Source organism: Chryseobacterium gallinarum (assembly GCF_001021975.1).
GTDB lineage: Bacteria > Bacteroidota > Bacteroidia > Flavobacteriales > Weeksellaceae > Chryseobacterium > Chryseobacterium gallinarum.
Map to the genome: position 1 here is coordinate 1,641,528 of NZ_CP009928.1, position 22,624 is coordinate 1,664,151.

The 22,624-nt window shown below is 38.4% G+C and carries 18 protein-coding genes and 5 tRNA genes; 4 read left to right on the forward strand and 19 right to left on the reverse strand.

The annotated features are described in order from the left end of the window. Positions 1–2 precede the first annotated feature (2 nt). The 13 genes from mutL to OK18_RS07400 all read right to left on the reverse strand — a co-directional run bounded on the left by mutL (position 3) and on the right by OK18_RS07400 (position 17,324). Complete coding sequence (gene mutL / locus OK18_RS07340) at positions 3–1,796, reverse strand: DNA mismatch repair endonuclease MutL (RefSeq protein WP_050021794.1); 1,794 nt, start codon at positions 1,794–1,796, stop codon at positions 3–5. A gap of 244 nt (positions 1,797–2,040) precedes the next feature. Continuing rightward, positions 2,041–2,868 (reverse strand): YoaK family protein, encoded by an 828-nt coding sequence (locus OK18_RS07345; protein ID WP_053327587.1) that lies wholly within the window; start codon positions 2,866–2,868, stop codon positions 2,041–2,043. 30 nt (positions 2,869–2,898) lie between these two features. Further along, positions 2,899–3,393, reverse strand: coding sequence for a hypothetical protein (locus OK18_RS07350; protein WP_053327588.1), 495 nt, complete (start codon positions 3,391–3,393; stop codon positions 2,899–2,901). Between the two features lie 271 nt (positions 3,394–3,664). Beyond that, positions 3,665–5,065: a sensor histidine kinase gene (locus OK18_RS07355; protein ID WP_050021792.1), complete on the reverse strand. Its 1,401-nt coding sequence runs from the start codon at positions 5,063–5,065 to the stop codon at positions 3,665–3,667. Between the two features lie 2 nt (positions 5,066–5,067). Beyond that, entirely contained in the window at positions 5,068–5,775 is a 708-nt protein-coding gene (locus tag OK18_RS07360; RefSeq protein WP_053327589.1) for a response regulator transcription factor, read from the reverse strand. 161 nt (positions 5,776–5,936) lie between these two features. Beyond that, positions 5,937–6,428 carry a GNAT family N-acetyltransferase gene (locus OK18_RS07365; RefSeq protein ID WP_053327590.1) on the reverse strand — a complete coding sequence of 164 codons (492 nt, stop codon included), beginning with the start codon at positions 6,426–6,428 and terminating at the stop codon, positions 5,937–5,939. 11 nt (positions 6,429–6,439) lie between these two features. Continuing rightward, positions 6,440–7,855: an aminotransferase-like domain-containing protein gene (locus tag OK18_RS07370; protein WP_053327591.1), complete on the reverse strand. Its 1,416-nt coding sequence runs from the start codon at positions 7,853–7,855 to the stop codon at positions 6,440–6,442. 41 nt (positions 7,856–7,896) lie between these two features. Next, complete coding sequence (locus tag OK18_RS07375) at positions 7,897–8,262, reverse strand: hypothetical protein (RefSeq protein ID WP_050021789.1); 366 nt, start codon at positions 8,260–8,262, stop codon at positions 7,897–7,899. A 198-nt stretch (positions 8,263–8,460) separates the two neighbouring features. Next, positions 8,461–13,266 (reverse strand): DNA repair ATPase, encoded by a 4,806-nt coding sequence (locus OK18_RS07380; protein ID WP_053327592.1) that lies wholly within the window; start codon positions 13,264–13,266, stop codon positions 8,461–8,463. Between the two features lie 154 nt (positions 13,267–13,420). Then, positions 13,421–15,442, reverse strand: coding sequence for a flotillin family protein (locus OK18_RS07385; protein WP_053327593.1), 2,022 nt, complete (start codon positions 15,440–15,442; stop codon positions 13,421–13,423). Positions 15,443–15,553: 111 nt separating this feature from the next. Beyond that, positions 15,554–16,204: a hypothetical protein gene (locus OK18_RS07390; RefSeq protein ID WP_053327594.1), complete on the reverse strand. Its 651-nt coding sequence runs from the start codon at positions 16,202–16,204 to the stop codon at positions 15,554–15,556. Between the two features lie 3 nt (positions 16,205–16,207). Further along, positions 16,208–16,909, reverse strand: a complete 702-nt coding sequence (locus OK18_RS07395; RefSeq protein ID WP_053327595.1) for a PspA/IM30 family protein — start codon at positions 16,907–16,909, stop codon at positions 16,208–16,210. Between the two features lie 19 nt (positions 16,910–16,928). Then, positions 16,929–17,324: a type III secretion system chaperone family protein gene (locus OK18_RS07400; protein ID WP_050021785.1), complete on the reverse strand. Its 396-nt coding sequence runs from the start codon at positions 17,322–17,324 to the stop codon at positions 16,929–16,931. Positions 17,325–17,426: 102 nt separating this feature from the next. Here OK18_RS07400 and OK18_RS07405 point away from each other — a divergent pair, with 102 nt between their 5' ends. Beyond that, complete coding sequence (locus OK18_RS07405) at positions 17,427–18,083, forward strand: helix-turn-helix domain-containing protein (RefSeq protein ID WP_394331971.1); 657 nt, start codon at positions 17,427–17,429, stop codon at positions 18,081–18,083. A 151-nt stretch (positions 18,084–18,234) separates the two neighbouring features. On the opposite strand, the gene OK18_RS07410 is transcribed toward OK18_RS07405, so the two are convergent. The 5 genes from OK18_RS07410 to OK18_RS07430 all read right to left on the reverse strand — a co-directional run bounded on the left by OK18_RS07410 (position 18,235) and on the right by OK18_RS07430 (position 18,832). Further along, positions 18,235–18,318 (reverse strand) — tRNA-Leu (locus OK18_RS07410). A gap of 63 nt (positions 18,319–18,381) precedes the next feature. After that, positions 18,382–18,463 (reverse strand) — tRNA-Leu (locus tag OK18_RS07415). 117 nt (positions 18,464–18,580) lie between these two features. After that, positions 18,581–18,664: transfer RNA gene (locus tag OK18_RS07420), tRNA-Leu, on the reverse strand. Between the two features lie 6 nt (positions 18,665–18,670). Beyond that, positions 18,671–18,746, reverse strand: a tRNA-Gly gene (locus OK18_RS07425). A 4-nt stretch (positions 18,747–18,750) separates the two neighbouring features. Beyond that, positions 18,751–18,832, reverse strand: a tRNA-Leu gene (locus OK18_RS07430). A 178-nt stretch (positions 18,833–19,010) separates the two neighbouring features. Here OK18_RS07430 and OK18_RS07435 point away from each other — a divergent pair. Genes OK18_RS07435 through OK18_RS07445 form a run of 3 tightly spaced genes read left to right on the forward strand, consistent with a single transcriptional unit; the run spans position 19,011 to position 20,974 of the window. Continuing rightward, on the forward strand, positions 19,011–19,388 hold the full coding sequence (locus OK18_RS07435) for a DUF3127 domain-containing protein (RefSeq protein WP_053329316.1): 378 nt from the start codon (positions 19,011–19,013) through the stop codon (positions 19,386–19,388). A 58-nt stretch (positions 19,389–19,446) separates the two neighbouring features. Further along, positions 19,447–20,100, forward strand: coding sequence for a leucyl/phenylalanyl-tRNA--protein transferase (aat, locus tag OK18_RS07440; RefSeq protein ID WP_053327597.1), 654 nt, complete (start codon positions 19,447–19,449; stop codon positions 20,098–20,100). Then, complete coding sequence (locus tag OK18_RS07445; protein ID WP_050021782.1) at positions 20,087–20,974, forward strand: DMT family transporter; 888 nt, start codon at positions 20,087–20,089, stop codon at positions 20,972–20,974. Before aat ends, OK18_RS07445 begins: the two co-directional genes overlap by 14 nt. 40 nt (positions 20,975–21,014) lie before the next feature. Here OK18_RS07445 and OK18_RS07450 read toward each other — a convergent pair whose 3' ends face one another. Then, positions 21,015–22,391 (reverse strand): tetratricopeptide repeat protein, encoded by a 1,377-nt coding sequence (locus OK18_RS07450; protein ID WP_053327598.1) that lies wholly within the window; start codon positions 22,389–22,391, stop codon positions 21,015–21,017. Positions 22,392–22,624 lie beyond the last annotated feature (233 nt).

Here is a 22,624-nt window from a genome sequence, read left to right on the forward strand (position 1 = left end):
TTTTAAAATTTGTTTTTAAAATCATTAAACGGAACTTCATAAAAGCATCTCTTCCCGTCCGGTAAAAATTCCGGAAAGCCTAAGGCTGTAAAATCCTTAATCAGTTGTTCCGCGTCTTTTTTATAAATAAAATCAAATCTTGATTTAGACTGCATTTTATTCCATTGGTTCTGATAAAACTGCATAAATTCTTCTTCCGTTTTATATTCCAGGATTTCAAAAAGGTTCTCCAGGAACTTCATAGCCTGCGTTTCTTTCAGTCCTTCGGGAAGCGCATCGATCCTCAATACGCTTTCATGTGCAATTTTCATGTCAAACCCTAATTCCGGCAGATATTTTTTGATCGATTTGTATTTATTTTTTTCGATCTCGTTCATATGATACTCCAGAGAAAAGAGAAGGGCGTGGCTATTGGTGTTTATTTTTCTTGTCGATTTATTACTTTCGCTTTCAGAAATAACCAGCCTGTGCATTCTTCCCAAATCCAGCATCAGGGTCACGTCCCCTTTATTGAACAGCCAATATCCGTTCGGCAGTCTCATCAGATCTTCGTCAAAATCTTCGTCTTCAAACAAATTAATTTTTGAAGGTTCTGCTGAGATATTCTGATGGTACATCTCGGTAAGGTTTTGAATTTCTTCCGGAAGCACCACATTCCTTTCTTCTAAAAAAGGGTTATAATCTTTGTCAACAATTATTTCAGGCATTTTGATCACCCCGCTTCCACTATTACTCTTGCTTGGCAAGGGTTTATTCATCATTTCGTCCAGATCCGGATCCCTGTCAAAATCAAGACTCGGGGAAACATTATAAATTCCCAATGATCTTTTAATTGTAGAACGGAGTAAAGCAAAAATGAGATGTTCATCTTCAAATTTCACTTCTGTTTTCTGTGGATGGATATTGACATCTATTTTTTCCGGATCCAGTTCGAGATATAGGAAAAATGTAGGCACATATCCTGGCTGAAGCAACCCTTCAAAAGCTTCCTGGACAGCCTTATTAAAATACGGGCTTCTGAAATACCTTCCGTTTACGAAAAAGAACTGCTCTCCTCTTGATTTTTTTGCTCCTTCAGGCTTAGCTACAAACCCATGAAGCTTACACCAGATAATATCTTCTTTAATAGGAATCAGCTGTGGCTGCAGTTTTCTTCCAAAGACATCTACAATACGCTGCATCTGGCTTCCCTTTCTTAACCTGAAAACCGCCTCATCATCATGAAACAAGGAAAATTCCAATCCTTCATGAGCCAACGCCACACGTTGAAATTCATCGATTACATGTCTGAACTCGATATTATTATTTTTTAAAAATTTTCTTCTGGCCGGAACATTATAAAAAAGGTTTTTCACCAGAAAATTGGATCCTTCCGTAGTCTGTACCGGATCCTGAAACTGGAAAACACCTCCTTCAATGTAAATATTGGTTCCGATAGAGGCATCTTTCTGCTTTGTTCTTAGCTCAACCTGAGAAACAGCTGCAATAGAGGCTAAAGCTTCACCACGAAATCCTTTTGTAGCGATTTTGAAAATATCTTCCGTCCCTCTGATTTTGGAGGTAGCATGTCTTTCAAATGCCATCCTGGCATCTGTTTCGGACATTCCTTTTCCGTCATCCACTACCTGAATAAGATTTTTTCCGGCATCTCTGATAATCAGTTCAATTTTAGTAGCTTCTGCATCTATAGCATTTTCCAAAAGTTCTTTCACAATGGATGCAGGCCTCTGCACCACTTCTCCTGCTGCAATCTGGTTGGCTACATGATCCGGTAAAAGCTGAATAATATCTGACATAAAAACGTAAATCAACTTACAAAAATAGTCAATGAAAACGGGAATTAAAACATTAAAAACGGGAATTAATATTTAATTATCAACATTTCAACATTGCTGCTTTCCGGCACTTTGTTATTAAACCGTTCATTCCAGAGGCTTTTTAAAGAGAACAATCCTCTATTGTTCATACACAAATAGAGGATTGATTCACAGCTAGTTTATACAAAAAATTAATATAATGATGATTATTCTTTCGTTATAATCAGTCTTCAAAAACAAGTTTTCTCTTTTCATCCCTTTTGGGAGTGCCATGGATCTTTTCATACAAATAGGCCATGAGGTTGGGCTTTTTATAAATCCTGTTGTATCTGTATCTGGTATTAAAATGCCTCACATGAATTTTATAGGCATCATATCCGATGACCACCAAAAGACATATACTGATTACGTAAAACACTCTGAATTCCAGGTAATAATACGTCAATCCTGAAAACACTGCTCCTAAAACATAGGCCAGCATAATACTTGATAATAGTTTGGCCCTGCCGATCAGCTCTCCGTTCTTTCTGTATTTTTTCTGGGTAAACATGGAAACCAGGATTCCCAGATCGGTTGTAGTTCCTGTAAGATGGGTTGTTTTCACTGAAAAATTGGAAATACTTGCCGTTAATCCGTTTTGTAATCCCGTAGCAAAAAGCATCAGCGCCACCAGATATTCTGTTTCTTCCAAAGTTTTCTGATAATACAGCTGCCCATATACCCCTACGAAAAGAAGGCATATGATTTCCAGCACAATCGGCATGGCGTGGGCAAAATATTTACTTTTTTTATTGAAGTTGATAACAATAAAATTAGATAGAAAGCTTCCGAAGAAGAACAAAAAGATCCATGCTCCTACTACCGCTACCTGCGTCCAGTTTGCTTTACTGATTTCAGCCGCTAAAATAGCGTAGTGTCCCGTCACATTCGATGTAAAAGAAAGAAATATCAACAGGGATGCTATATTTATAGTACCTGCCGTGAAGGCAGTCAGCGTCCCCAATCTGATGTTGTCTCCCAATGTCCTGCTGTTACTATAATTCCTTAACATTTTTCTATTTTTTAAATTGTATCTGATTTTTTAGGCTTCTGCAAAGATTTCAGCCAACCTTCCTCTTTCCGGAAGTGCTTCAATAGTCTCAACTGCTATATCCTGAGATTTCAGATCCTTACATTTTCTGATATAAGGAATCAGGTCAAATTTTCCCTTGCCCTTACTTTTAATGGATGAAGAATAATAAGCTTCTTCAATATGCTCAGCCTTCACATACTGGTTGAATGTTCTTTGAAAGCTTCCTGTAAAAATGTCACAAATAATCTTATCGACTAAATGAGGATATTTGTTTTTAATGATTCCGTATGCATCACAGAACTCAGCCGGTCTGATCTTGTTAAAGACTGAGGTTTTCGTATTAAATAAAAGATCCCTGATTGAATCTCCCGAATCATACCCTGAAACCAAAAGAATAGTATAGGTATTCCTATCTTCTGAAGCCTCTTTTTCCTTCAGTACCTTTTTCAGTATGTTTAATGACTCCAGAGAATAATCCGTAGCAATTAAAATTGTTTTAGCCATGTCCTTATTATTTATTTTGTGTTTATCTTTTTTGATGTTACAAAATTAAAATGGCCATATTAGAAGCTCTTTGGAACGGAATTAAAATGTCATTAAAGAGATTAAAATGAGATTAGAAATTGTTAAAGGAAGTTAATGCCGGTAAAAGCTAAATCGCGAAAGAGGAAAATCGCGGAAGGTAAAGTAAATGCAAGCTGATAAACAAATGAGATAATGTAAGAAGAAACCCTAGCGATTCCGTAATATTATTTTTTACGTTATCAGTATTCCTTCAGGCATTCTCCTGCTTCTTATAAAAATTCGGGAAACGCATCTGAACCGTAGTTCCTTTATTCTCGTACGAACTTACAATCAGCTCTCCATGATGCATTCTTACGATATTCCTTGCCAAAGGCAGCCCGATTCCGTATCCTTCATAATTATTGGTATTGGAAGCCCTGAAGAACGGGTCATAGATTTTATTCATTTCTTCTTCAGGAATCCCGATTCCGGTATCTTTTACAATAATATAGACATCTGTATCTGTAGCCCCGAGAGAAACTTTTACCTGTTGGAAATTCGAATATTTGCAGCCATTGCTGATGATATTAGCTACGGCAAGGTGCAGTAACTGCTCGTTACCCAACACCTTGAGCTTTTTAGGATTATCGGGAAGCATGCTGATATCCAGGTAAATATTGTTTCTCGAATCGATCCTTCTCAGTGTTTCAATAACATCCCAAAGGAGCTGATCGATTCTCACCTTATCCATTTTCTGAACTTTTCCATCGAATCCGGTTTGGGCGATCATCAGCAAGGCTTTGATTTTTTTGTCGAGTTTTTCTGCCTCATCAAGGATGATTTCCAGGGTTTCCTTATATTCCTCAGCCGTCCTGCTGATGGAGAGGGCCACATCTGCTTCTCCCATAATGGAAGTCAGTGGTGTTCTTAATTCGTGTGAGACATTTCCAATCAAATGGTTTTGTGTTTCAAAGGAGGTCTCGATACGGTTCAGCATTCCGTTAAACGTTTCTATCAGTTCGTTCAGTTCTTTATTATCCGGCTGTGGCTCCAACCGAAGATGGAGGTTTTCGGAACTGATCTCTTTTACTTTTCCGGTAATTTTTAGGATAGGCTTGAATAATGTTTTAGAAAGGTAAAAGGAGAATATCATACTAAAAAACAGAGAAAGTATGATACAGGTAACCAGTGTTCTTTTAAGAAAACCCAGATAGTAAATTACATAATGGTTCTTTGCTGAAGCGATAGCAATGTAATCTTTATTATCATATTTAAATGACTGACCTATATAGTAAAACTCTTTATCGTTATAATTGGCCTCACCATTTCTGATGATACTTTCGAAAAAATAATCGGGAATATGAACAGATTGGGATATTTTTTTAAAATTAGAATCTGCAGGAACGGCAAAAACATAATCTTTTTCCATGGGAAGTTCTTCATCGTTCCTGTTATTGAGGATATAATTTTCAGGAAGATCGAGATGATCCTTGCTTTTTTCGATCTGAACAATAGTTGCTGTCCGGATTTTCAGCAACTCATAAAATCTCTGATGAGAAAAATTAACGATCGAAAAGTAAACCAATCCACTGAACAACAGTATAATGGCAGTAAAAACCAACATTAAAAGCACCATCGTTTTGGTTTGATTTGTGATCACTTTATTAAACATCGTTATCCTTTTTTCAGAACATATCCCATTCCTATTACTGTATGAATTAATTTATTGTCCTCATGGTTATCCAGTTTTTTCCTTAAATAATTCACATATACATCTACTACATTCGTTCCCAGCTCATAGTTGACTCCCCAAACCGCATCCAGGATTTCTGCCCTGGAAATTACTTTTTCAGGATTATTAAGAAAATATAAAAGTAATTTATACTCTGTAGATGTAAGGGTAATTTCCTCACCGGCACGTGTAACTTTTTTAGTATAATCATTCACTGTGAGATCAGAGAACTGAAAGATATGTTCAGTATCAGCCTCCTGTCCTATAGTCTCCTGTGCACTGCCGCCATTACTTCTCCTCAATAATGATTTTACACGGGCTACCAATTCAATAAATTTAAATGGCTTCACCAGATAATCATCTCCTCCGCTTTCCAGTCCGAGAACTATATTTTCTGAAGAGCCCAAAGCGGTTAAAAATAAAATAGGGACACTCTGATTGGTCTTCCTGATTTCTTTGCACACATCCAGCCCATTCATTTCCGGCAGCATAATATCCAGAATCACCAGATCGAAATCATTAGCCTGTACCAGCTGAACTCCCATACGCCCGTCAAAGGCTACAGAAACTTCGTATCCACTTTCCTGAAGCCCCTTTTTAATAAAAGATACAACACTTGTTTCGTCTTCAATAAGAATAATTTTTTTCATGGAATGAAATAAGGAGTTTCACAAAAATAGGAAAATTCCCGGGAAGAGAACCGAAGAAGAATGACATACTGAGGATCCAAAGGCAAATCGCAGGCTTGCAGTTAAAGCTTATTTAAATAAATTTACCTTTTGCGTTTAGCAACCCTGATTCACAATAGTTTTCAATGGAGTGTTCTTAAATCCAATTCCATCTGAACATCCACACGGTCATAGCCAGCATTGACAACAGGAATATGCTTAAATCCTAGTTTCTCATATAATCTGATAGCAGGAACAAGAATAGAATTGGTTACCAGAAAGACCTTTTCGGCCTTTAGTTCTTTAGCTTTTTCTATTAATGCGGATCCAAGTAAATATCCCAGCTTTTTTCCCTGAGCTTTAGGGCTTACGGCCATTTTTGACAGTTCAAAGGTAAGAGGCTGATCTTCTGTTTTCACTAACGCACATGTGCCTACCACGCACCCGTTAAGCATAGCAAAAGCAATATGCCCTCCTTTATTTAGAATTTCTTCTTCAGGATGATCCAGCAGTTTATAATCACCGGGCTCCATGACAAAAAATGTTTTGATCCATTCTTCATTTAAGGCTTTGAAGGCTTCTTTATACTGAGGTTCGTAAGGAATAACCTTTACTTCATTATTGATGTCATTCATTGCTATAAGGTTTACATTCTGTTTTTTATCATTTTACCTAATTTCTCCAGGTCACTTTCAACGCGGTCTGTCCATTCCAGTGCATAGTTCAGTCGCATACAGTTCTGATACTGGTTATATTGTGAAAACATTCTTCCTGGAGCAAAGTTTATTTTCTGGCTAAAGGCTTCATCATACAGGTCTTCCGTGCAAATTTTTTTATCCAGCTCCAGCCATAGCATAAAGCCTCCTCTAGGTTCGGAGATTTTGGTAGTATCCGGAAAGTAGTGGTTTACTGATTTTTGAATCTGCAGATAATTGGCATACAATTTTTTCCGGAACATTCTCAGGTGATGATCATAACCTCCGTGTTCCAGAAAATCAGCAATCACATCTGAAAATAAAGATGGGCCGGAAACTGTCTGTACCAGTTTCTGACGAATAATCTTTTCTTTAAATTTCCCCGGGGCTACCCAGCCTATCCTGTATCCCGGTGCAAGGGTTTTGGAAACCGATCCAATCCACATTACGATTCCCGCTTCATCATAATATTTGCAGGGTTTCGGTCTTCCTGCCCCGAAATAAATGTTTCCATAGACATCATCTTCAATCAGGGGAACATTATATTCTGTGATAAGCCTTACCAGTTCTTTTTTGTTTTCGTCCGGCATCTGGAAACCTAACGGATTATTATAATTCACTACAAAACAGCACGCTGAAAGTTTTGGCAGCACTTTTTTCAAAGCATCCAGGTCTACTCCTGAAATAGGATGGGTGGGGATTTCCACTGCTTTTAATCCTAATAGCTGAATGGCCTGAAGTATTCCAAAATACACCGGGCTTTCCACAGCTACTGAATCTCCGGGTTTTGTTACTGCCATCAAACAGTTATAAACTCCGTTCATGGCCCCTGAAGTAATCACCAGATCATCCTCTGTAATTTTTCCCTCCATCACCATGGCCCATTTGGCAATTTCACGACGCAGACGTTCACTTCCCTGTACAGGCTCATAATTGGTTCCGCTGTCATGTTTCTTTTTCATTACATTAATCATGCACTTCTTCATCTTGGCCACAGGGAGAAGACTTTTTCCCGGTATTCCCAGAGCAAATTGGGTCACATCTGTTCCCGAAATAGTTCCGAATACTTTGTCAATAAGATCTTCAGGACTGTTATTTCCCTCTGAAATTTTCATTTTGGCTACAGAAGGTAATGCCAGTTTCCGCTGGGAGGTCTGGCTTACATAGTATCCGTATTTAGGACGTGATTCCACCAGCGAGCGGCTCTCAAGCTCTGTATAGGCCTGTTTTATGGTATTCAGGCTCACGTTATATAGCTTTTGGGCGCTCCTTAATGAGGGCAGTTTGTCACCGAACTGTAGTGTTTCACTTTTGATCTGTTCAGTAACAGAATTAGCAATTTTAAGATACAGAACATCTTTAGGCATAGATCGGCAGTTTTAAGTAAATGTACAATTTATCCGGTGCACTAAAAATCCAGCCAGCTTACCAAGCTGCTGATACTGTTCTTTAATTGCTCCGGGTCCCGGAAATTGGGAGTATTATTTGCTTTAAAATAACGTTCAGCATGAAGTGCAAAATTCCACTTCTCTCTTTCTGTCAATTCTTTTTTATTGTATATCTTAAAATAAATCCCCCCATTTTCATTAAGGACAAGACTGGCCAGAGATACAACCTCATCTTTCTTTTTAGCCAAAAGAAAAGGAACTCCAAAATCCTGATTTACTCTGGAAATATTCTGTACCTGCAGAAATATATTTTTAAGCTCCAACATATCTGAAATATAAACTTCAGCATAGTTAAGCTGTTCCTGATGTTGGGCAATCGTTTCCATATTTTCCTTCTTTAGCTAAACAAAATTATGGAGTCTTTTCATTAAGACACAGATACAGAAGTTAGTATTATTATGGGTACAGATTATTCCTTGCCAGATATTGAATTTACTCTTCATCTTTGTGTATTTCAGCAAGAAAAATATAACAGGCAGCTCCTATTATGAAACTGCCTGTGAATTTTATTGTAAAAGACCTGATTATGATTCCGCTTTTTTCAGAGCTTCTTTAATTCCTTCCAAGCCCTCCCCGAACTGGGCAAGAAGAGCAACAATCTGTGCCATCCTATCATTCTCTCCCAGTCCTTTTAATGTTTTATTTTTAATAAAAGTTTTTTTAATCTCATTCCAACGTTGTGTTTCTTCTTCCGAAAGGGTATTGATGAGCTCTTTCAGCTTAAGCATATTAGCTTCTGCCCCTGTAGTGAGCGTCTGGGATTCATTCTGATAATGATCCAGCACGATTCTGGTTACCTCATCTGCTTTTAGAATCGGTTGAATCCGGGCAATCAGCTTATTCATATTACGATAAGATCCCTGAAGCTTGAATGGTGGTTCATTTCTGTAATCATCAGACATTGCAGCAGATGAGATATATTCTTTATTCACTTTCAGAACCATATTTCTTACCATGATGGTATTTTTCAGTACCGCTCTGAAATCTGAAATCTCCTGGGAGCTGAAATTTCCTTTAAGGTTATCAGCAGGATTATCTGTTATCACACTGTCATATAATTCATACAGATTTTCCATTCCCGGTTGTGTCAGCCGGGTAAGATATTCGTTAGACATCAGTGCATTTTCAATAAGGCTCAGGTCAAAAAGATCTGTTTTTGATCCTGAGATTTCTCCCAGATTGTAGGTGTCTGAACGGTTGGCGAGCATATCCGGAATTTTAAACTTCTCTCCGCTTTCCGTATAGGGATTTCCTGCCATTACTAAGCAGAATCTTTTGGAACGTAAGTCATATGTTTTGCTTTCTCCATTGTAGATTCCTTCTATTTTCCTTTGCCCGTCTGCAAGTGAAATAAATTTCTGTAAAAACTCAGGATTACAATGCTGGATATCATCCAGGTAAAGCATCACATTATCCCCCATTTCCAGCGCAAGGTTAAGTTTTTCAAGTTCCTGCTTCGCTCCTGCGTTTTTAGCTTCAGCGGGATCTGTTGAAACGATATTATTCCCCAGAGACGGGCCATTGATCTTCATGAAAACCAATCCCATGCGTTCTGCCATATATTCCATCAAAGTAGTTTTTCCATATCCCGGAGGAGATACTAAAAGAAGCATTCCCATGCGGTCTGTCCGTTTATCGGTACCCACAGTTCCGAGCTGTTTGGCGAGGTTGGCCCCGATTAATGGAAAGTAAACGTCATTGATCAGTTTATTCCTTATAAATGAACTCAGAACCTTTGGCTGGAAAGTTTCAAGCTTCAGCACTTTTTTCTTCTCTTCAACCCAGGTGTATTTAAGTTCCTGAAGTTGCCTGTATTTTGTAACCGTTACAGTATTGAAGTGGCTTAAACGGGCAACAAATTCAAAATAATCAAGAAAATATCCGGTATCTTTTTCAAGGGACTTTAACCCTCTGATGGTCATTTCATGGGAAATATGTTTGATATTTTTCGGATCAAATCTGCCGGTAATGATAAATGCTGCCGCTTCCTGTAAAGCACCAGTATCCATTTCCGGGTGAAAAGCCCGTAATGCACTTTCAGCAATATAATAGCATGCGGAAGGATATTGATACATCGCCTGAATCTGAGACATAAATTCCAGATCTTTACCCTTTGCTTTAAGCTCTTTTAAGAATGATTCATATAAAATTCCGGCTTTTTCTGTAACCAGAAATCCTTCTTTATTCTCCTGCTTCAGATACACGGCAGCATTGATACAATCTGTCTCTTCGAAAATAGCGTTAACCGACACAAAAGTTCTCATTTCTTCCGCCAGCTCCTTGTTTAAGAATTCAAAACCCTGTTTGGCGATAAACGCATCAGAAATAATAGCCGCGGCTTCAAACTGTCTGGTATAATATTCTTTTTTTTCATCATTTAAAAAGAACCAGAAAAGTTGTGCAAGAGCCCGTTCCTGTGCAGTAAACCTCATCAGTCCCAGCTCATTGTGCAACTGCTGAAGCTTTGCAACAATAATCCTGGCGTCATGATCGTGGATTCCTTTGACCAGGCCTTCCCCGAAATGCTCTGATACAAATTGTTGCACTGCAGATTCGTTTTCCTGTTCTGTCATAATGTTTTTATGAGCAGAAAATACATTCCAGGCAAGATATTCAAAACGCTTTACCTTAGAATTTTCTGAAACAAACTCCTGGTTCCACACTTCTTTGAACTCATCTGTAGAACTGAAACTCAAAGGCTCATAAAAACCTGTTCCTGTAAGGTGATAATAATATTGTGCATTTCTCAGCACCAGGGTAAGGTCCAGCTTCTGCTGATTAACGGCAAACCTGTAATTGCCCAATGCAATAACACTTTCACCGTCTGCATAGATTTCTTTTTTATCCTTCAGTTTTCTTACCGCTTCCTGCTGCAAAGTTTTCAGGAGCGTCTGAATCTCTTCAGATTTGGCAGAGTCTTCTAGTTCCGCCAGTTGTCTTGCAAGCCCCCTTACTTTTTCTACCATAAGATCAGAAGCAAAATACCCGTTGATCTCATTTTCAGAATCAAAAGATTCTGCTTTGGTCTGTACCGATTTCAAAATTCTCTGAGCGGCGTCAAAAAGATTCTGGGTTCTTTTATTTCTGGATTCCGTCAGCTGTACTCTTTTATTCTGAAAATGCCCGTAAACTTCCTCTCTTTTGTTTCCTATTTTTTGGATAAAGTCTTCAAAATCGATAAATTTTGTTTCCATTTCTTCCAATTGAATGGAAAGTTTAGTCAGGTATTCATCACATTTCTCAGGGGTTTGGGAAAGTTCTAAAAAGTTAATGACCGACTGGTCAAACAGAGTAATCTGGGCCTGGAAATCGGAAGCGAGTTCTTTTCCTGAAATTTCTCTTTTTCTTTTACTTAGTTCCAGCCTTTCCTGATTCAACCTTGCAAAAATCAGGGATATATTTTCAATGATCAGGGTAGATTGGGAAGTGTCTTCAATTTTAAGGTTGTTAACAATATCGACGAGCAGCTCCAACTGACCGGAAAGGGTATTGATATTTTCTTCAATGACTTTTGCATCAACTGTTTTTTGTAATCCGATGATGTCCTCTGATATCTGCTGTGCCCTATCTTCGTACGGCAATAACGCATCTTCCTGCAGCAAAAATTCCACACAGGCATTGGAAAGTGCAGTGTACCGGTCTGCAAGGGAGTTCTCCAGAGATTCCAGTAAATCAGTATCTGCATATTTAAGGGCCTTTCCTCCTGCAACTTCTCCTCTTAAAGCCCGAATCTGTGAAAGCGCATCGATATACTCCGTCAGTTCAGAATACTGAAGCCTTTTGGTATCTTCCAGGATCTTCTCACAAGAATGCCTGATCTTTCCTAAAGCTTCTTCTGTGTTTTTTCTCTGTTCTACCACTTTTTCATATTCGTTAATGGCAGAATGAGCGATAGCGCGGATTTCTTTCAACGGCTGATCCAGTTTCTGAACTTCAGCTTCACCCAGGAAATAGTAAGTATCCAGGATAAAGGTGGAAAGTTTTACAATATCATCATATAATCCGCTGTAGGAATCTTTTTTATTTAAAAGCGTGATCAGCTCCTGGCTTTCTGCCATTACCCTTACAATATCCTTATTGCCGATTTTATACAGCAGGCTGTCCGCCTTTTCCATATTCGGAATAAGCTCTTTGGAAAAAGGTGTTTGCCAGATCTGAGCCAGGTGGTGCTTGGTGGTTTCAAGACTTTCTCTCAGATAAATCAGCTTTCCGTCACTCAGAAAGGTAAAGCCGCTGCAACGGATCGGTGTTTCTATGGTCTGCGTGATAATGTTATAAGAAATCAGCTGATAATTATTGGTTTTATCATCGTAAAACACATACAAAAAGTTCTCTCCATTGGGTTCCGTAACCGTTTTCAGATAATACAGCCTGTTTTGTTCCTGAGAAATTATTTTCAGGCCACCGGTTTGCAAAGCATATCCATTTGAAAATAATATACCCTGATTTTCAGGCAATAATATTCCTGAATATTTCAGGGCATCGGCCCTGGAAACCGTTTTTTCTTTATGATTATAGATGAAATGGCGCTCTGTTTCCTGGTAGGGTTTTATTTTAAACAAAACAAGATTACCCAGATCGCAGAAATGGATCTCGGCATCGTCAAGGTTCTGGTCTTTATGAATTACATCTTCGGAATAAATTCCTTTTCCTGTATCCGTATTGTCTTCTACTTTAATGGTAATGTCTCCACCAATACTTTCCACAAATACCTTATCTGCCAGAGAGATGTGGGGATGCTTTCCGGATCGCTGCATATCCCTTGTCGCCTTTGTCCACACAAAGCCATGCTGCTGTGGATATGAAGTTTCTGAAGCGCTTCTGGAGTCTACATAGATAAGCCGGTTTTCTTTGATCAGCCACTTGAAAGCTTTGATATCTGTAGTGCTTTCTGAAAGCTGGAAAACCATATAGAGATAGTTTTCCGTAAAAGTAAACCTGGCAAAAAAAGTATTTCTGTAATATTTATAGAGGTTTTTAAATTCATCAATAAAAATTTCATCATTGATCAGGGCATAATCCTGAGGTTCAAATCTGTTTTTGTTGATTCTATAGATGGAAAAGACATCTGAAATATTGATTTCAGTCTGCAATCCCAGATGGGCATTGGATCCGAATATTAAAAGGTCTCCCAAAGAATAAATATCTTTTGCAATGCAGTTATGATCCGTCGAGATCCTTTCATTGGCAATAAGGGAAAAGTCAATTCCACCAAAAATATTTTTACGGTTCTCATTAAGCTGCTGCAACCTCTGAATAAGGTTATTTTTCTGCTCATTCAGACGGTTCTGAATAATTTCGTAAGTCCCGGAATTAAGTTGTTCTGACATAGTTTTTATTTAGGTTGCCATTCCTGCTTTAGGACAGCAAGTCTTATATAACTTGTGGCACTTTTGAAAATTTTTTAATCTAAACCTTATAGGGTTTTGAAACCTATAAGGTTTGAGTCTTAGCATCTGTTATAGCATCTAAAACACTCTTGTATTAAACATGGTTATTGTTCACCGGTTTATGTTCCACTCCCAAGTGTTTTGCCATATCAAGTGCTCTTTCCAGGATTCCTTTTTCCTGCGGATTGGCAACATTGTTCAATTTAAATATCAGGGACGCAATACTCATATTTTTGATGTCTTCTGAAGAAATTTTGTATTTATCTACCATTCCCATTACTTTTCCAATAATGTTTTCACCGTCTCCCAATAGGCTTTCTTTTACAATCTGTGCGTTTTCGCTGTGGCTTATGAACTTATCCAGTCCCTTTCCTGCAGAAACCTGCCGGATCACATTGTCAAAAAAAGTATTATCTCCACCTACAATATCAATTTTTGCTGATTTGAAGGCTTCGGCCAATACCAATGACTGTGCACCTGCAATATCTTTCTGGATGGCAATTTCAGCTAACTCCACTTCTTTTTCTTTATTCAGCTTCAGACGGAATTCTTCGTGGTCTTTTCCGGCTTCATTCAGTTTCTTCATGGCTTCAGCTTTTTCAGTGATTCCTGCAGCTTCTGCCAATGCCTTTTCTTTGATCACTTCTGCCTGTGCAATTCCTTCTTTCTTCACAGCATCTGCCTTTTTCTCAATAACTACAGCCTCCACAATACCTTGTCTTTCTGCAGCATCTGCCTTCGCATGCATCACCTGGGCTTCAGATAATCCCACTGTTGCCTCTTCTTTTGCTTTAGCGTCAGCAATGATTTTTCTGGCTTCTGCCTCTTTTTCTGCGGCATCTCTTTTCGCCTGTGCTTCGATAACATATTTCTGGGCATCTTTTTCCGCCGCCAGCTTTCTGGCTTCTGCCGCCCTGGTCTCTTCAATAAGTTTTTTCTCCGCTTCCTGTGTGGCCAGGGTAATTTCAACCTGCTTGTTTCTTTCAGCTGTTTTAAATGCCTCAAGGTCTTTAATCCCCTGCTGCTCTTCTACCACCGTCTTCTCCATGGTAAGACGCTCACGGATTGCATCCTGAATGCTTTTTTTCTCAAGTTCTATTGCCTTATCTTTTTCAATCTGGGCCAGAGAAACAATTCTTTCTCTTTCAGTAGCTTCGAGAGCTTTGTCTTTTAACACCCTTTCTGTTTCTACCAGATCTGCACGTTCTTTATTTTTGGCTGCAATAACCACCTGGCGAAGTTTATTTTCTTCAGCGATCTGCAATTTTTCTTCTGTAGCAATCCTTACGGTCTCATACCTCAGGCGTTCCTCTTCTTCTACTTTTAATATTTCAGCATTTTCTCTGGCTTTTATATTGGCCACCTCCCTTTTCTGAGATTCTTCTTTTTCCGCCAATTGTTTCTCAAGCTCAAGAATCGCTTCACGTGCTTCTACATTCTGCTTGGTAATGGTTTTCTCTTCATCACGGCGTACCTGATTAGCTTTAATATTCTGGGTAGCGGTAAGCTCGGTTATTTTTTTAATCCCTTCAGAATCAAGGATGTTATCTTTATCCAGTTTATCAATAGAAGTCTGTTCCAGATAGTCTATTGCACAGTCATCCAGTACATACCCGTTAAGGTCGGTTCCGATGATATCAAGGATTTCCTGACGGAATTCGCTTCTGGCTTCGTACAGCTCTGTGAAATCAAACTTCTTTCCTACGGTTTTAAGAGCTTCAGAAAATTTGGCTTCAAAGAGTTCTCTCAGGGTTTGGGCATCAGAAGCTCTCTGGCATCCAATGGTTTGGGCCACATTAATGATATCATCCAGAGATTTGTTGACACGGATAAAAAAAGCCACCTGGATATCTGCCCTCATATTATCTTTGCAGATCAAACCTGCTCTTCCTTCTCTTGATATCTCCAGTTTCTTTACAGAGATATCCATAGATTCCATACGGTGAATGATGGGGATTACAATACCTGCATTAAAGAACACCTTGGTTCCTCCGTAGCCGGTTCTTAAAATAACAATTCCCTGCACGGTTTTTTTATACATGGATAAAATCCAGAAGATAAGCCCGACTGACGCCACTACGGCAACAATAATCCCGGCAATTAAAGGTAAGTTCATAGTTTATAAGTTTATTGTATGTAAATGTGTTTTTATATTAAAAATACTGGTAAAGAAAATCCAAAATATAATTGAGTATAATGAGGAAAATATAAAGCATGGTATTCGGTTTTAGGACCACATAGACTTTTGTACATAGTAAATTCTTTTTTCAGGTTCCTCATCTACAATCATAACTCTGGTACCGTGCTCCAACTTTATCCCATCTTTACTTTTTACCATCAGGGTCATAGGATCGCTTCCGATAAAGACTTCCATCATTCCTATTTTCTCGTCCTGGATACCGGATTTCAAACGACCTTCCCTTCCCAGAAAATCGTGGGCCCTTTCTCCTTTATGGTTAATTTCCCTGAAAAACGGGTTCAGAGGTTTCAGAATAAGTCTGGTAAGCAATATTCCTGCAACCAGCAATGGAAATATTGCCAGGACTCCCATCCATACCGGCATTGGCACAAAATAATTGAGATAAAAGGATCCCAGCCAGGTAATCAGAAGTGAAAGTGTCATAAAATAGGTAACCGGAACGATATCCAGGTTCAGAAACTTCAGGAAATGCATCCAGGCAGACGGGTCGTGATCCGGAACCTGGAAATGGCCATCCGGGGCATCCGCACCGGGATCCAGATCGGAATGAATCCCCACATCAATATCCAGCCCTGTCAATATGGTAAAAATCCAATAGATTACCGACAGTACCAGCAGTACACTCAGTACGGTATTCACCGGAGAAAATGCGCCATTTAAAAATTCCTGAAAGGTCATAAATTAGCCTTTTTTAAGTGTTTCTTTTAATCTGTTCAAAGCTTTTTCAGCTTCTGTATCATTGTTTTTTACGATAGCATCTATTTCTTCATCAATGGTTTTTCCGGATGCCGAAATATCGGAATAGGCTTCCGCCAATGCTTCCTGCTGCACTACCCTTTCCTTCAGTTTTTCCAGCATACTTACTGTACTTCCGGTGTCCATCTGGGTCATTTTCTGATTGATATCTTTGGTTGCTTCACTCACCTGCACTCTTGCTTTCAGTGTTTTCAGCTCATTTTCCCATTTGGCAATGCTTGATTTCAGGTGATTGATATTTCCCTGCATTTTTTCACATTCTGCAAAGAGTTTTTCATGTTCTTTTTGCAGATGTTGTGCATTTTCCTGTGCTATGGTCTGCTTTTTCAAAGCTTCCTTAGCCAGCCGGTCCGCTTCAGTAGTTTCCACTTCTCCCTTTTCTGCTTTCTGTATGATAACTACAGCTTTATTGTAATAATCATTGGCGGTCTGGTTTTCTGCTTCTGCCTCATTCTTTTTACGGATATCCAGCGCTTTAAGCCGGGCCAGCGCCTCTACGCTTTTTGCCAATTCTTCTTTCATTTCACGGATTCCCTGTTCTGTTAAATTAATAGGGTCCTCAAAGCTGTCGATCACAGAATGAATCTCTGCTTTTCCTATTGTTAATAGTCTTTTAAAAATGTTCATTGTCAATATCTTTTGTAAATTACTTACTCATTTCAAGCATCTCATTGGTAAATTCTCCTACCAGAATCCCTAATGAATTGATAGAAGCCATTACTTCATTCTGTGCCATATTATCGGTTGGCAGGGTATCTCTGAAAATCACGCGTTTCCCTGTACTGTCCAGGACAAATGCCCCATGAACGATATCCCTGTTTTTCTGCAGCAGCCTTAAAAATGTTTTTTCGGAGGGATTTTTTATTTCAAAAAGAAACTGTTCCATAATCAGAATGGAATCTGATATAATGAGAATCATGTTTTTTATTCCGTTGGATTCTTTTTCAATGATTAAGATTCTCTGAGCTTCATCTTCCAACGTGATGTTAAACTCATAATCTAACAACCACTCTTTGACTGTTCTGAATATTTGATTTTTCATGATGGCTGGTTTAGTTATTCTATAATTCTTTCACACAAATATAAAATAAAATTTTCAAATTGCAAATATTTTTAGCATTTGTTTATTTAAGATTCTCTATATTTGCAAAAAGGATTAGACAAGATGAGCTTTTTTGGGACTAATATTAAGAAAATAAGACAGGTTAAAGGATTGAGTCAGAAGGCTTTTGCTGATTTATTCGATTTAAACAGGGGAGTCATAAGCTCTTATGAAGAAGGAAGAGCCGAGCCCAAAATCGAAACCATATTGAAGGTAGCCAGTCATTTCAACCTTGATCTTGACAAATTATTGACAGAAACACTGCAGGTAAACCAATTAGCAAGTGTTTCCGATATTGATCAACTCATGTTATTCCCGGAAATAGCAATACAAAACACAAAGAAAACAAAGACTGCAAAAGAAGAAGATTCTCCGAACGCCACCATTTTGCAAAAAATATTAGCAAGTGTAGATCTGGTATATGAATTCACTCCGGAAAAGCAACTGCTTCCACACTATCAATATGGTGATATTTTATTTTTGAATAAGACTGATCCTGCAAAGGAACCGATTCATAACCTTCTGATCTATGTAGACGGAAATCTAAAACAGATAACTGAAAATCAAGCAACTAACGCTAAAAATTGTGAAACTTATAAAATTGCAGGCTATGTTTCCATGGCAGAAAAGAATATTTTCACAACAATTTTTGAAAGATTAGAAAACCTTGAAAGAAAGACAAAAACGAACAAGTCTTAAAAGTTGGAGCTGAGCATAATTGCGACCTAGAAGATGTGATAGATTTAGTACATCCAATTATAAAACGCAAAATTTCACCACTTTGTACTGATCCTGTCTCCTCCCGGAGCTAAATAAAAATCCCTCCATAAACAAATTACGGAGGGACTTGTACCCCAGGCGGGACTTGAACCCGCACACCAAAAGAGGTACAGGATTTTAAGTCCTGCGTGTCTACCAGTTCCACCACCAGGGCATGGCTGTGGGCGAAAAAAAAAGATTCAAACCTAAGTTTAAACCTTTGAGCTATTTCGCATAGTGCGGATGAAGGGACTCGAACCCCCACGCCTCACGGCACCAGATCCTAAGTCTGGCGTGGCTACCAATTACACCACATCCGCTGGTTATAATCTGCTTTCACAGATTCAGATTAATTTCTTACAAAGATAAGAAATTCTATTTAAAGAACAGTCTCTATAAAACAAAAAACCCTCCGTACGACAATACAGAGGGCTTTGTACCCCAGGCGGGACTTGAACCCGCACGCCAAAAGAGGCACAGGATTTTAAGTCCTGCGTGTCTACCAGTTCCACCACCAGGGCATGGTGTGGAGCGAAAAACGGGATTCGAACCCGCGACCCCAACCTTGGCAAGGTTGTGCTCTACCAGCTGAGCTATTTTCGCATAGTGCGGATGAAGGGACTCGAACCCCCACGCCTCACGGCACCAGATCCTAAGTCTGGCGTGGCTACCAATTACACCACATCCGCTGGTTTTTTATTTTGTAAGTTTTAAAGAGCTTGCTTCGTTTTTGTGAGTGCAAATATAGGACAAATTCCGTTACCTCCAAACTTTTCAAGGAAAAAAATTAAAATTTCCAGATTTTTTTTTCACGGCATCGTTTATTACAATTCATTTTCTTACTTTTACATCGTTAATATTTATGATATGGAATTACAAGGAACGGTAAAGAAACTTTTTGATGCTCAAACATTTGCGAGCGGGTTTCAAAAAAGAGAAATGGTTATTTTGACCCAGGAACAGTATCCACAGCCGATAAACATAGAATTCTTATCTGATAAAATCAGTTTATTAGATAACCTGAAAGAAGGAGAAAACGTAAAGGTAGGAATCAACATCAGAGGAAGAGAATGGGTTTCCCCACAAGGTGAAACTAAATATTTCAACTCTATTACAGGATGGAGAGTAGAAAAAGTTTTTGACAATGCATCAGAACCTACTCAGGCTACCCCTCAGCAATCTGCATCTCCAGTGTCTAATGAGAATCCGTTTGCCGGAGATGACGATGATGATTTGCCTTTTTAATTAAAGAATAAAGATCAAATATAAATCCTGCTTGCTAAGTGGGATTTTTTTTCTAAAAATGGTCCGATTAGATAAAAACGAGATTTCTTTTCCCGATCCTGAGCTGTATGACGGTCATGAAGGGCTAATTGCTTTTGGGGGCGACCTTTCTGTGGAACGTATTTGGTTTGCTTATCAATTGGGGATATTCCCATGGTATAATCCCGGGGAAGAAATTCTATGGTGGAGCCCTGATCCAAGATTTGTCTTATATCCGGATGAAATAAAAATTTCAAAATCGATGAGAAAAATTCTCAACAAGAATGTTTTCTCTTTTTCTCAGAACAAAAATTTCAGGGAAGTGATCAAAAACTGCCAGCAATCTGAACGTAAGGGGCAAAACGGCACATGGCTTTCTGACGAACTCATGAACTCTTTTATTCAGCTGCATGAGTATGGACTGGCAAAAAGTATTGAAGTATGGCAGGACGGAGAACTTGTGGGAGGTTTTTATGGTTTACAGATTGGAAATCTTTTCTGTGGGGAAAGCATGTTTGCTAAAGTAAGCAATGCTTCCAAAGCAGGATTTATCCATTTTGTGGAAAGCAATAAAAACAACCTGGAACTCATTGACTGCCAGTCGCATACTGATCACCTGGAAAGTTTAGGCGCCAGAATGATTCCTAAGCAGGAATTTTTAAAAATCTTACACGAAAATAATGAACGCAGATAAAGAAAAATGGGTTCTTCTGATCATCCTGAGTATTATCTGGGGATCATCTTTTATTTTGATTAAAAAATCGCTGGAACATTTCAATCCTTTTCAGGTAGGAGGACTAAGGGTTCTTATTGCAGGAATTATTTTAATGCCCATTGCAATTTCCAACTACAAACTTTTTCCTAAAAAGCACTTAAAGTGGCTTATTCTAGCTGCTTTTACGGGAAACTTTATTCCCATGTTTTTATTTCCTATTGCAGAAACGGAGGTTAGCAGCAGTATTGCGGGGATAATCAATTCTATGATGCCTATTTTTGTGATTATTGTAGGAGCGTTGGTCTGGAAATTTGAAACGACCAGAAAGCAAATTATAGGAACATTAATAAGCTTTACAGGAGTCTGTATCCTTGCCTTTGGAGGAGGAACCAACGCAACTTTTAAATTGATTCCGATACTCCTGCTGTTATTGGCCACCTTATGTTATGCATTGAGTACGACAACGGTAAAATCTAAACTGATGGAAGTTTCTTCCACGATTTTATCTGCTTTTGTGTTTTCATTTGTATTGCTTTTTCCTTCTATTATTGCCTTGACCTGTACCGGATTTTTTTCTGAGTTCACCTTTTCCAAAGACAATATGCTGGGGTTAATGTTTGTCAGCCTGCTTTCCATTTTCGGAACCGGTCTGGCGATGATGATGAATTACCGTCTGCTGAAAGTCTCTACTCCGCTTTTTGCTTCCACTGTTACTCTGGTTATGCCTATTGTAGCGATTATCTGGGGAATTATAGATGGTGAAAAGTTAACTTATATGCAGTTTGCTGGTGCCGGAGTGATCATAGCCGGGCTGATCTTTTTAAGAACAAATTCTTCTGCTGCAAAAAAATAAATCCTGCATTGCTGCAGGATTCTTTATTGAGATATAAAAGTTAGTTTTTCTTTACTCTGGCTTTTACCTTTTTCACTTCATCCTTGATGAAAGGATATTTTTTCTGCATATCTTTCGCCAGGGACGAATCCAGATCCAGGGCTTTCTGAAGAGATTCGAGGCCTTTATCCTGCTCTTTCAGATTGAAAAAACAGTTACTCAGCTGGTAAAACAGCTCAGCCCTGTAATGTTTTTTCACGGCTTTATTGAGAACTGTAACCGCTTCTTCGTATTCCCCTAAAAGCATTAATACTTCTGAATAGGCGTACCAGTTATAAAACCTTGACGGTTCTGCATCAACAAGTTTTTTAAGACAGGAAAGACTTTCTTCAAATTTTCCTGAATCAATGAACAGAAACGCCAGTCTCTTTTGATAGTCTAGGTTATTTTCGTTCAGCTGGGTAGCTTCTTTTGCAAAATGCAGCGCTTCCGTCATTCCTCCCATTTCTTCGTACAGGTAGGATTGTTCCATCATGGCAAGATAAAACTGTGGGTCTTCTCTTAATGATTTCTGGAATGCATTGAGTGCTAAAATAGGTTGTTTTAAAGCTTTATTACACAACCCGATTTTATAAAAAGTAAATGCCTTGGTGTATTCCAATTCAAGCATTTCCTCATACGTTTCAATTGCTTTCTGATATTGCCCTAAAGCTTCGTAACAAGCTGCTTTATTGGCATACACCCCCACAGAGTTTGAGTTTATAGCCAGTAAATAGTCATATCCCTTTATTGCTTCTTCAAAGTTTTTTCTGTTGAAGTAGAACTGTCCGTATTCGAACCAGGCTACTTCGGAATAAGAAAATTCATCTAAATATTCATTCAAAAAGGCAATAGCCTCCTCGCTCTTGTTAAGGTCACTAAAGCAAACCATACAGTTTTCCAATGCGTATTCATCTGTAGGATCTTCTTTCAGTGCTTTTCTATAGTGTCTGAGAGCGTTAAAAGGATCTCCGAGATTCACATATTCATCTGCAATAAAGTTGTGGAGGAAGTTTTCTTCTTCTCCTAACTGAAGTGCTTTTTTACAAATTTCAATGGATTTTCTAGGGTTTCCTAAGTTCGAATAATACTTGGCGTAGCAAACCATAAAGTCTGTATTTTCCATGGAGGATCCTTTCAGCTCATCGATAAGCTCTTTTGCCGTATTATATTCTTCCCACTCCAAAAGAATTTCAAGTTTTTTAGTCTTGATATCTAAAGAATTAGGGTGAAGCTTCAGTCCATAATTAACCGCCATATCAGCGTAATTAAAATCACCAAGCTCCAAATAATAAACAATAATGTCTTCTAATTCTTCCGTATCGAAGTAGAATTCATCATTATTTTCCATCATTTCCTCGAACTTCTTTACAAGTTCATTTCCAAAATACTCTTCCAATAGTGTCCTCTTTAGTCGGCCAGATGCCTGAATTTGCTTGCAGACCTCGGCAAACTTTTAAATTAATTAATACATCTGAACTGATATTCAAACATTTGTGCAAAGTTGCAACTTTTTTTTGAATTTTCCTGTTCATAATTTCTATTATAAAAATAGTAAAAAAAGAAAACAGATAAAAGGATTGTGGATAAAAAACTGAAATTGTGATTAAATTTTTGTATCTGGTTTCTTAC

Coding starts and splice junctions, on each gene's coding strand:
- mutL (WP_050021794.1), bottom strand. CDS start 1,796: ATGTCAGATATTATTCAGCTTTTACCGGATCATGTAGCCAACCAGATT.
- OK18_RS07345 (WP_053327587.1), bottom strand. CDS start 2,868: ATGTTAAGGAATTATAGTAACAGCAGGACATTGGGAGACAACATCAGA.
- OK18_RS07350 (WP_053327588.1), bottom strand. CDS start 3,393: ATGGCTAAAACAATTTTAATTGCTACGGATTATTCTCTGGAGTCATTA.
- OK18_RS07355 (WP_050021792.1), bottom strand. CDS start 5,065: ATGTTTAATAAAGTGATCACAAATCAAACCAAAACGATGGTGCTTTTA.
- OK18_RS07360 (WP_053327589.1), bottom strand. CDS start 5,775: ATGAAAAAAATTATTCTTATTGAAGACGAAACAAGTGTTGTATCTTTT.
- OK18_RS07365 (WP_053327590.1), bottom strand. CDS start 6,428: ATGAATGACATCAATAATGAAGTAAAGGTTATTCCTTACGAACCTCAG.
- OK18_RS07370 (WP_053327591.1), bottom strand. CDS start 7,855: ATGCCTAAAGATGTTCTGTATCTTAAAATTGCTAATTCTGTTACTGAA.
- OK18_RS07375 (WP_050021789.1), bottom strand. CDS start 8,262: ATGGAAACGATTGCCCAACATCAGGAACAGCTTAACTATGCTGAAGTT.
- OK18_RS07380 (WP_053327592.1), bottom strand. CDS start 13,266: ATGTCAGAACAACTTAATTCCGGGACTTACGAAATTATTCAGAACCGT.
- OK18_RS07385 (WP_053327593.1), bottom strand. CDS start 15,442: ATGAACTTACCTTTAATTGCCGGGATTATTGTTGCCGTAGTGGCGTCA.
- OK18_RS07390 (WP_053327594.1), bottom strand. CDS start 16,204: ATGACCTTTCAGGAATTTTTAAATGGCGCATTTTCTCCGGTGAATACC.
- OK18_RS07395 (WP_053327595.1), bottom strand. CDS start 16,909: ATGAACATTTTTAAAAGACTATTAACAATAGGAAAAGCAGAGATTCAT.
- OK18_RS07400 (WP_050021785.1), bottom strand. CDS start 17,324: ATGAAAAATCAAATATTCAGAACAGTCAAAGAGTGGTTGTTAGATTAT.
- OK18_RS07435 (WP_053329316.1), top strand. CDS start 19,011: ATGGAATTACAAGGAACGGTAAAGAAACTTTTTGATGCTCAAACATTT.
- aat (WP_053327597.1), top strand. CDS start 19,447: ATGGTCCGATTAGATAAAAACGAGATTTCTTTTCCCGATCCTGAGCTG.
- OK18_RS07445 (WP_050021782.1), top strand. CDS start 20,087: ATGAACGCAGATAAAGAAAAATGGGTTCTTCTGATCATCCTGAGTATT.